The organism is Microbacterium sp. CFBP9034 (assembly GCF_034045255.1).
Taxonomy (GTDB): domain Bacteria; phylum Actinomycetota; class Actinomycetes; order Actinomycetales; family Microbacteriaceae; genus Microbacterium.
The window spans coordinates 1,143,354-1,152,694 of the sequence record NZ_JAXCWC010000002.1 but is presented as its reverse complement, the minus strand read 5'-3'; the positions used below and the strand labels follow the sequence as shown (position 1 = coordinate 1,152,694).

At 71.0% G+C, this 9,341-nt stretch carries 9 protein-coding genes; 5 read left to right on the top strand and 4 right to left on the bottom strand.

Annotation, left to right across the window (positions count from 1 at the left end):
- Positions 1 to 4 precede the first annotated feature (4 nt).
- A complete protein-coding gene (locus tag SOM19_RS16680; RefSeq protein ID WP_320487765.1) occupies positions 5 to 1,150 on the top strand; it encodes a cysteine desulfurase family protein in 1,146 nt (381 codons plus the stop codon).
- On the top strand, positions 1,147 to 2,118 hold the full coding sequence (locus SOM19_RS16675) for a glycosyltransferase family 2 protein (protein ID WP_320487703.1): 972 nt from the start codon (positions 1,147 to 1,149) through the stop codon (positions 2,116 to 2,118). Before SOM19_RS16680 ends, SOM19_RS16675 begins: the two co-directional genes overlap by 4 nt.
- Positions 2,119 to 2,502: 384 nt before the next feature.
- On the opposite strand, the gene SOM19_RS16670 is transcribed toward SOM19_RS16675, so the two are convergent.
- Entirely contained in the window at positions 2,503 to 4,578 is a 2,076-nt protein-coding gene (locus SOM19_RS16670; RefSeq protein WP_320487764.1) for an ABC transporter ATP-binding protein, read from the bottom strand.
- A 53-nt stretch (positions 4,579 to 4,631) separates the two neighbouring features.
- On the opposite strand from SOM19_RS16670, the gene SOM19_RS16665 reads away from it, so the two are divergent.
- The 3 genes from SOM19_RS16665 (at position 4,632) to SOM19_RS16655 (ending at position 7,168) form a co-directional block, all read left to right on the top strand.
- Positions 4,632 to 4,844: a hypothetical protein gene (locus SOM19_RS16665; protein WP_320487702.1), complete on the top strand. Its 213-nt coding sequence runs from the start codon at positions 4,632 to 4,634 to the stop codon at positions 4,842 to 4,844.
- A gap of 139 nt (positions 4,845 to 4,983) precedes the next feature.
- Entirely contained in the window at positions 4,984 to 6,501 is a 1,518-nt protein-coding gene (locus tag SOM19_RS16660) for a DHA2 family efflux MFS transporter permease subunit (RefSeq protein ID WP_320487701.1), read from the top strand.
- 91 nt (positions 6,502 to 6,592) lie between these two features.
- Positions 6,593 to 7,168: a carboxymuconolactone decarboxylase family protein gene (locus tag SOM19_RS16655; protein ID WP_320487700.1), complete on the top strand. Its 576-nt coding sequence runs from the start codon at positions 6,593 to 6,595 to the stop codon at positions 7,166 to 7,168.
- Positions 7,169 to 7,186: 18 nt separating this feature from the next.
- Here SOM19_RS16655 and SOM19_RS16650 read toward each other — a convergent pair whose 3' ends face one another.
- The 3 genes from SOM19_RS16650 to SOM19_RS16640 form a co-directional block, all read right to left on the bottom strand.
- Positions 7,187 to 7,696, bottom strand: coding sequence for a hypothetical protein (locus tag SOM19_RS16650; RefSeq protein WP_320487699.1), 510 nt, complete (start codon positions 7,694 to 7,696; stop codon positions 7,187 to 7,189).
- Between the two features lie 206 nt (positions 7,697 to 7,902).
- The gene (locus SOM19_RS16645; protein WP_320487698.1) at positions 7,903 to 8,736 is read right to left on the bottom strand and encodes a DNA-formamidopyrimidine glycosylase family protein; all 834 of its coding nucleotides are present in this window, start codon (positions 8,734 to 8,736) and stop codon (positions 7,903 to 7,905) included.
- Positions 8,737 to 8,769: 33 nt separating this feature from the next.
- On the bottom strand, positions 8,770 to 9,246 hold the full coding sequence (locus SOM19_RS16640) for a GNAT family N-acetyltransferase (protein WP_320487697.1): 477 nt from the start codon (positions 9,244 to 9,246) through the stop codon (positions 8,770 to 8,772).
- Between the last annotated feature and the right edge of the window lie 95 nt (positions 9,247 to 9,341).

Here is a 9,341-nt window from a genome sequence, read left to right as displayed (position 1 = left end):
GAGCATGCTCTACCTCGACAACGCCGCGACGACACCGCTGCGCCCCGAAGTGCTCGAGGCGATGATGCCGTACCTCACCGAGCGCTTCGGCAACCCGTCGAGCCACCACACCGTCGGCGAGGATGCGGCCGACGCCCTCGCCGATGCCCGGGCTCGCGTGGCACGGGTGCTCGGCCTGCGCGCGAGCGACATCGTGTTCACGTCCGGCGGCACGGAGGCGAACAACCTGGCCGTCAAGGGCATCGCGATCGGGGCCCGCGAGCACCGCGGCGCCCGGCACGTCGTGACGACGCCCATCGAGCACGAGTCGATCCTCGAGTCGGTCGGCTACCTCGAGCGCATCCACGGGTTCGACGCGACGCGCGTGCCCGTCGACCACGTCGGGCGGGTGGATCCGGATGCCGTGGCCCGCGCCCTCCGCGACGACACCGCGCTCGTGAGCATCGGGTACGCCAACAACGAGGTCGGCACGGTGCAAGATGTCGCCGCGCTCGCCGCCGTCGCCCGCGAGCGCGGCGTGCCCGTGCACATCGACGCCGTGCAGGCCGCCGGCTGGCTGCCGCTCTCGGCCGCCGAGCTCGGCGTCGACGCCATCTCGCTGGCCGGGCACAAGCTCGGCGCGCCGAAGGGCACCGGCGTGCTCGGCGTGCGGGGCCGCATCCCGCTGGAACCCCTGCTGCACGGCGGGGGCCAGGAGCGCGGCCGGCGCAGCGGCACCGAGGACGTGGCCGGAGCCGTGGGCCTGGCGACCGCACTCGAACTCGCCGAGGCGGACCGGGCCGAGGCATCCGCTCGCGTCACGGTGATCCGCGATCGGTTCGTCGCCCGGGTGCTGACGACCGTCCCGACGTCGGAGCTGACCGGAGACCCGGTGCACCGACTCCCCGGCACGGCCAGCTTCACCTTCGCCGGCACGAGCGGCGAGGCGGTGCTGCTCGAGCTCGAGCGGCGTGGCGTCGTGTCCTCCAGCGGCTCGGCCTGCGCGGCCGGGAGCGACGAGCCCTCGCACGTGCTGCTCGCGATGGGCATCGCACCCGAGGTCGCGCAGACCGCCGTGCGCTTCACCTTCCCCCACCGGCTGCGTCAGCCCCTGGATGCCGTCGCCGACGCGGTCGCGGCATCCGTCAGCGCCGTACAATCGGGCGGATGACCTCGCCGCCCGCACCCGTCGTGACCGTCATCGTCCCCGGACACGACGTCGCGGACTACGCGCAGGAGGCGGTCGACTCGCTCCGCGCGCAGACGCTGGCGGACTGGACGGCCGTGCTCGTCGACGACGGGTCGATCGACGACACCGGCGCCGTCTTCGATGCCGCTGCCGCCCAGGAGCCGCGCTTCACGGTCGTGCACCACGCCACGCGCTCCGGCCTCAGCGCCGCCCGCAACACCGGGCTCGATCTCGTGGAGACTCCGTTCGTCGGCTTCCTCGACGCCGACGACCGATTCACCCCGCGCGCCCTCGAGCGCCTCGTCGGCACGGTGGCCCAGAGCGGCAGCGACTTCGCCCTCGGCGCGTACGTGCGGCTGCGACCGGATGGAGACGGCGGTTACCGCGCAGGAGAGGTGCAGCCCTGGGTCGCCGCGGCGACCGACCCCGCCCGCACGGGGACGACCCTCGACGAGCATCCCGACGCGTCGGGCAACATCGTCGCGTGGTCCAAGGTGAGCCGGATGGACTTCTGGCGCCGGGCCGGCCTGCGGTTCCCCGTCGGGAAGTCGTACGAGGACCAGGTGCTCGCGCAGCGGATGTACACGAGCGCGCGGGCGTTCGACGTGATCCCCGACGTCGTCGTGGAGTGGCGCGAACGCGCGGACGGCTCGTCCATCACGCAGCACAAGGGCGAGCTGCCCGTGCTGCGCGATTACCTCGAGGCCCTCGCCGGTGGGATCGCGGTGCTGGATGCCGCGGGCCAGACGCAGGCCGCGGCATCCCGGGTCCGTCTCATCCAGTCGATGGACCTTCCCCCGCTCGTGCGCCTGGCCGGCGACCACCCCGACGACGCCTACCGGAGCGCGGTCGGAGCGTTCGCCCGGGACCTGTGGGCCCGCGACGCGGGATCTGGGCGCGAGCTCGACGAGCTCGTGGCGCCGGCGCTCGCGGCCGCGCGGCTCTGGTAGCCCTGGGGGGCTGCGGGGGGGGTGCCGGGGGGGGTGCCGGTCGGGTTGCGGCCGGTCGGGGTGCGCCCGGCCGAGGTCAGGAGATCTGCCGTGTTCAGGACGGGTTCTGCCCGAATGGTCCTGACTCGGGCTGATCGCCTGAGCTGGGCAGACAGCCGGACAGGCGGGCGCACCAGCGGTCCGACGACGCAGCAGCCCGCCACTGCGCGTGCGCCCGGCCGAGGTCAGGAGATCCGCCGTGTTCAGGACGGATTGGGCCCGATCCGTCCTGACTGGGGCAGATCGCCTGATCTGGGCAACCAGCAGGCGGGTGGCAGACCGGCGCCAGAGGGCGGACTGAACCCCGCTGCGCGGCCGAGCGTACCTCCGGCCGGCCGCGAGAACTCAGGCCTCGGGGAGGTCGTCGCCGGGCACCCACCCGGGCCCGGCGACGACGCCGGCGGCGAAGCGGGCGGGGCCTTCCACGGCCGCCGGGCCCGCGGCGAAGCGGACGGGGTCCTCGACGGGCGCCGGGAGCGCCGGGCGCTCCGTCTGCTCGCCCGCGGCGGTCCCTTCCGCCTCCTCTTCGGCCTGGAGGATCCGCGAGGCGGCGAGCTGCTGCGCCGCGAGCTCGGCGTACAGCCCGCCCTGCTCGATGAGCGACGCGTGGGTGCCCGACTCGACGATGCGGCCGGCCTCGACGACGTGGATGACATCCGCCGCGATCACCGTCGACAGCCGGTGCGCGATGGAGAGCGTCGTGCGGCCGCGGGCCGCGGCATCCAGTGCCTCCTGCACGACGCGTTCGGAGACGGTGTCGAGCGCCGAGGTGGCCTCGTCGAGCAGCAGCACGGGCGGATCCTTGAGCAGCACGCGGGCGATCGCGATGCGCTGCTTCTCGCCGCCCGAGAGCCGGTACCCCCGCTCCCCCACCACGGTGTCGTAGCCCTGCTCGAACTCCTCGATGATGTGGTGGATGTTCGCGGCTCGGCAGGCCTCCACCAGTTCGGCGTCGCTGGCGTCGGGCTTGGCGTAGCGGAGGTTCTCGCGGATCGAGGCGTGGAAGAGGTAGGTCTCCTGCGACACGATGCCGATGTGATCGATGATCGAGTCCTGCTGGAGCGTACGGACGTCTGCCCCGGCGAAGAGCACTTGACCGCCGGATGCCTCGTACATGCGCGGGGTCAGGTAGATCACAGTCGTCTTCCCCGCCCCCGACGGTCCGACGAACGCGACGTGCTGACCGGGCTCGGCCGTGAATGTCACGCCCTGAAGCGTCGGACGGGCGTCCTTGCCGGCATCCGGATAGCGGAAGACGACGTCGCGGAACTCGATGCGCCCCATCGGCCCGGGCGCCCGCTCGACCGGGATCGCGTCGGGCGCGTCGCGGATCGCGGGCTCGAGGTCGAGGTACTCGAAGATGCGGGCGAAGAGCGCCGAGGAGGTCTGCAGGTCGAGCGTGACGCGCATCAGGCCCATGAGGGGCATGAGCAGCCGCGCCTGCACGGTGGTGAAGGCGACCACGGTGCCTGCGGTGATCACCACGTCGCCCCCGGTGATGAAGTACCCCGAGACGAGGTAGATCACCGCCGGCACGCTCGCCATCAGCACCTGGACGACGGCGAAGAATCCCTGGCCGCTCATCGCACGGCGCACCTGCAGCCGGACCTGGTTGCGGTTCTCGTCGGAGTACCGGGCCGACTCCGCCCGCTGCCGGTTGAAGGACTTCGACAGCAGGATGCCCGAGACGCTCAAGGTCTCCTGGGTGATGGCGGTGAGCTCCGACAGCGACTCCTGCGTCTCGCCGGCGATCCGCGCCCGCACCTGCCCGACGCGCCGCTGGACCAGGACGAGGATCGGCATCATCACGACGGCGATCAGCGTCAGACGCCAGTCGATGATGATCATGGCGATGAGCGACGCGATGACCGTCACGACATTGCCGAGGATGCTCGTGAACGTGTTCGTCAGCACGCCCGAGACGCCCCCCACGTCGTTCTGGAGGCGGGACTGGATGACGCCCGTCTTGGTGCGCGTGAAGAATCCGAGCTCCATCGCCTGGAGGTGGTCGAAGAGGGTCACGCGCAGGTCGCCGGTGACTTTGTTGCCGATGGTCGACGTGAACCACGTCTGCGCCACGCCGAGCGCGGCCGACAGCAGGAACAGCACGATCATGAGGGCGACCAGACGCCACAGCAGCGGCATGTCGGGCGGAGAGCCATCGATGGGGAAGAGCGCGTCGTCGAAGATCCGCTGCACGATCAGCGGCGGGATGACCGCGATGGCCGCACCGACCACGACCAGCACACCGGTGAAGGCGAGAGGCCACGCGTAGGGCCGGAAGAGACCGACCACGCGCTGCTTCAGATGCGGGATCTTGGGGGCCGCCGCGTTGAGCTTGCGCTGCGCCTCGATGTCGACGCCGCGGAAGCCAGGGTGCCCGCCACCGCCACCTCCGCCGCCCCCTCCGCCACCGCGCATGCTCACGTTTCCAGCCTACTGACGGCCTTCCCCCCGAGGGCTAGGCTGACACCATGGTCTCCCCCTCCGACACCCCGCCGCACGACGGCTCCGACTTGGCGGCGCTCCGAAAGGAGATCGACGCCCTCCAGGCCATCCCCGAGGAGGAGCTGCTCAATCCGCTGCCGACCTCGGTGGAGGAACGAGAGCCGACCCCGCACTCGACGGATGCGATCGGCACCGAGAAGTGGGATCGGCCGGCGTCGGAGGAGACGCTGGAGGGCTGATCCCCTTCACCTGAAAGCCCCGTTCCGGACGACGATCTTCGTGGGATCGGGAATGGGATGTCGGCGCTCGCCGTTAGCCTGAGAGCTTGCCATCTTCGGGTGGCTCATCGCTGTCCACCGAGCCCCGAGGAGACGACCTATGGCCGCCGTCCAGACATCCCCCGGAACCGACAGCATTCGCGTGCCCGCAGCATCCACCCCGATGCTGCGCCCCGAAGACAGCCGCATCATCTGGCTGCTCCTCGGCGCCGCGTTCGTCGCGATCCTCAACGAGACCACGATGGGTGTGGCGATCCCGCACCTCATCACCGACTTGGGCATCACCGCGCTGGCGGCCCAGTGGCTGACGACGGCGTTCATGCTGACGATGGCCGTGATCATCCCGATCAGCGGGTTCCTGCTCCGCCGATTCACCACGCGCACGATGTTCATCGCCGCGATGGGCCTGTTCTCGGCCGGCACGCTGATCGCGTTCCTCTCCCCCGGCTTCCCTCTGCTGCTGGTCGCCCGGGTGGTCCAGGCGTCGGGCACCGCCATCATGATGCCGCTGCTCATGACGACGATCATGACGCTCGTGCCGTCGGCGATCCGCGGTCGAATGATGGGCCGCGTCAGCATCGTCATCTCCCTCGCGCCCGCGATCGGACCCACCCTGGCCGGCGCCCTGCTCGACACGGTCGGGTGGCGCTGGATCTTCGGCATCGTCCTGCCCATCGCCCTCGTCGCGCTCGCCGTGGGCGCGCGCTGGATCCACAACATCGGCGAGACGACCCGCGCTCCCATCGACGTGCTCTCGGTCATCCTGTCGGCCTTCGGCTTCGGCGGGCTCGTCTTCGGGCTCAGTCAGCTCGGCGCCGGCGGGCACGGGACTGGAGCGGATGCCGCGGCGGCCGACGCGCTCTCGCGCGTCTCGCTGATCGTGTCGCTCACGATCGGCATCGTCGCTCTCGGCCTCTTCGCCTGGCGTCAGATCCTGCTGCAGCGCAAGGACGATGCGCTGCTCGACCTGCGCGTCTTCCGGTCCGCCAACTTCTCGCTCTCGATCGGCCAGATGGCGATCATGTCGATGGCGTTCTTCGGCGCGATCACGGTGCTGCCGCTGTACCTCCAGCGCGTTGTCCAGGTGTCGCCCCTCGACACTGGACTTATCGTCCTGCCCGGCGCGCTCGCGATGGGCCTCGCGGGCCCGCTGATCGGCCGCATCTACGATCGCTGGGGCACCCGCGTGCTCCTGGTCCCGGGCGCCGTCATCACCACCGGCATGCTGTGGTTCTACACGACCTACACGGCGACCACTCCCATCTGGATCATCACGGTCGCGCACACGGTGTTGTCGATCGGCCTGGCCCTGTCGTTCACCCCGCTGTTCACGGCGTCTCTGGCGTCGCTGCAGCCGCGCTTCTACTCCTACGGGTCGGCGGTCGTGGGAACGGTGCAGCAGGTCGCGGGCGCCGCGGGCATCGCCCTGATGTTCGGGGTCATGGCGTCGGCCTCCGCGAGCGCGACGGCCGCCGGCGCAGATGCGATCTCGGCCGAGGCGGCGGGCACGCAGGCCGCGTTCCTCATCGCCGCGATCCTCTCGCTGCCGCTGATCGTGGGGGCGTTCCTCATCCGCAAGCCCGCCGATCAGCCGATGGGTGCGCCGGTCGGCCACTGACACGCAGGACCTGGATGCCCCGCCCTCTCGACGGAGGGCGGGGCATCCGTCATTCTGGAGGCGCCGGCAGGCAGTGCGCAGGAGGCGTCCGATGATCGTCCAGACCCCACCCCTCGACCGAGCGACCGGTCACGTCGCCGATATGTACGACGGCGACCTCCGCCGAGACGGACTCGTCTACGCCCACACCCGGGCGATGGCGATCAATCCCGAGGCGCATCAGGCGTTCGAGGCACTGGTTGCCGCCATCGTGCCGTCGATCGGCGTGCGCACCTACGAGCTGGCGACGCTCGCCGCTGCTCGGGCGGTGGGCTCGCCGCACTGCCTTCTCGCCCACGGCCGCAAGACACTCCGCGCCGGGCTCATGACGGAGGAGGAGCTCGAGCGGGTCGCGCGCGACTACACGGATGCCGGGCTCGACGACGCCGACGTCGCGGTCATGGCGTACGCGGAGAAGCTCTCCACAGCGCCGGCGAGCATGACGGACGCGGACTCGGAGCGCCTCCGCGCGGTGGGCTTCTCGGACCGGCAGATCGTCGACATCACGCTCGCCGCCGCCATGCGAAACCACTTCAGCAGGGCCCTGCAGGCGCTCGCGGTTCCCGTCGACGAGGTCCCGGGCCTGACTCCCGCGCTCGTGGATGCGCTGCTCTCGCCCGTGGACTGACGACGGACGTCGCCAAGATCAGTGGTGGATGACGGCCTTGAGCAGGATCAGGACCCCGCCGAACGCCGCGGTGAAGAGGGCGCTCAGCAGCCGGGGCCACCAGTGGGTGCTCCACCGGGCGACAGCGGTCCAGCCGAGGCCGCCGAGGATGATCGTGTTCACGACGAGCGCGGTCCAGATCGCGGTGTCGTCGTCGAGGAGGCCCACCGCGCCGAGCAGCAGCACCAGCAACGGCGCTACGGCGGCGAGCAGCATGCCCCCGGACTGCCGCACGGATGACCTGATGCTCGCCGCGAGTCCGGCGTGACCGTCGGTCGCCGCGAGCCGGCCCAGAGTGCCGGCGTAGACATGGGCGGCGTAGAACACGAGCACGGTCACCGCCACGGTGATCAGGGCATTGATCGACGTGCCGACGGATGTTCCGCTGACCACGATCATCCCGGATACGAGGATGAGCCCGTAGATGGCCTCTTCCGACATCAGCACGCGGGCGACCCGCGGCGTGATGTGGAGCTGCTCGTCGGTCATAGCGGACTCAGCGTCTCACTCCGCACGGGGGCGGGTCAGTCGGTGCTGCAGCTGCCGCCACCGCAGCACGAGCCGGTGGACTCGACGACGGTGAGGAGGCTCTTCTCGTCCGCGACCGGCTGAAGGGTGGGGGTGGGAAGCTGCGAAGACGTCATGACGCCCATGCTACCCGCGGTGCGAGCGCGTCGAGGTCGCCTTCGGCCGTGTCACAGCTCGGCCCCCGCGGTCTGACAGGTGGGGCAGTACTGGGCCGTGGTGCTGGCGAAGGCGAAGTCGCGGATGGTGTCGCCGCAGACCGGGCAGGCTTCTCCGCCCCGGCCGTGCACCCGCATGGCCGCGACCTTCGCGGCCTTGAGCAGGTGAATCGGGATGCCGCGCTGCGCGTCGATGGTGTCGCGCACGGTGCGCACGGTGGCGTCGTACAGCCGGGCACGGGTGTCGTCGTCGAGCGCTGCCGCGTGGGCGACCGGCGACACCCGTGCGAGGTGGAGGATCTCGTCGGAGTAGGCGTTCCCGATGCCCGCGATCGACTCCTGCTCCTGCAGGATCGCCTTGATCTGCTTGCGGCGGCCCCCGAGAACCGCTTCGAAGTTCTGCGGGGAGAACGCCGGATCGGCGGGATCGGGCCCGAGCTTCGCGATGGCCGGCACGTCGGCGACGTCGGCGACGACGAAGAGGCCGAGCGAGACCCAGGTGCCGGCATCCGTCACCTCGAAGGCGTCTCCGCCGTCGAGACCGAAGTTCGCGAGCGCGGGCGGGGCGTCGTCGGGAAGCGCGAGGGGCGCTTCGGCGTCACGCCACCGCACCCAGCCGTATCGGCCGAGAGACACCACCAGCCGGGTGCCGTCGTCGATCGCGAGGGCCACATGCTTGCCGTGCCGATCTGCGCCCGTGACGGCATGGCCGACCAGCGTCGCGGGCGGTGCGGCACGCGTCTTCACCGAGCGGAACTCAAGGACGTCGACCTCTCGGATCGCGTGCCCCGCCGCATGCTCGCCCAGGAATTCGGCGAGCGCCTGGACTTCGGGCGACTCCGGCATGGCACCATCCTGGCACCGGGGTCCGACATCCGCTCAGCGCAGCGCCTTGCGCAGGAACACCTGCTCGATGCCGTCGTCCTCCTGCACCCGCTCGGTCTCGCGGTATCCGGCTCGGGTGTACAGCCGCAGGTTCGCCTCGCTCAGCGATCCGGTGAAGAGCTCGGCCTCGCGGCATCCCGCGTCCGCCCCACGACTCTCCACCGCCTCGAGGAGCGTGGTCCCGACCCCCCTCCCCTGCATGTCCGGCGCGATCGCGAGACGGCCGATGAGCAGCAGGTCGCCGTCGCGCCGGGCCCGCACCGCGCCGATCATGCGACCGCCGTCGAGGGCGACGCATCCGAGGTTCTCGATGAGCTCGGCGCGCAGCTCGTCCAGCGTCTGGGTGAGGGGCGGCATCTGCACGGAGTCGTAGATCAGCGCCTCCTGGACGAACGCGGCTCGCTGAAGGGTCAGCGCCTCCCCCGCGTGAGCGGGGCGGATGTCGCGGATCTCGATGTCGTTCTCGGCCACCCTCCCGTTATACGCGATCCGGTGCGCCGACGAGAACCCGCCCCGAGCCCGGGGTGCGCGGGAGATAGTTAGGCCTCCTAGCCGGAATTAGCCGA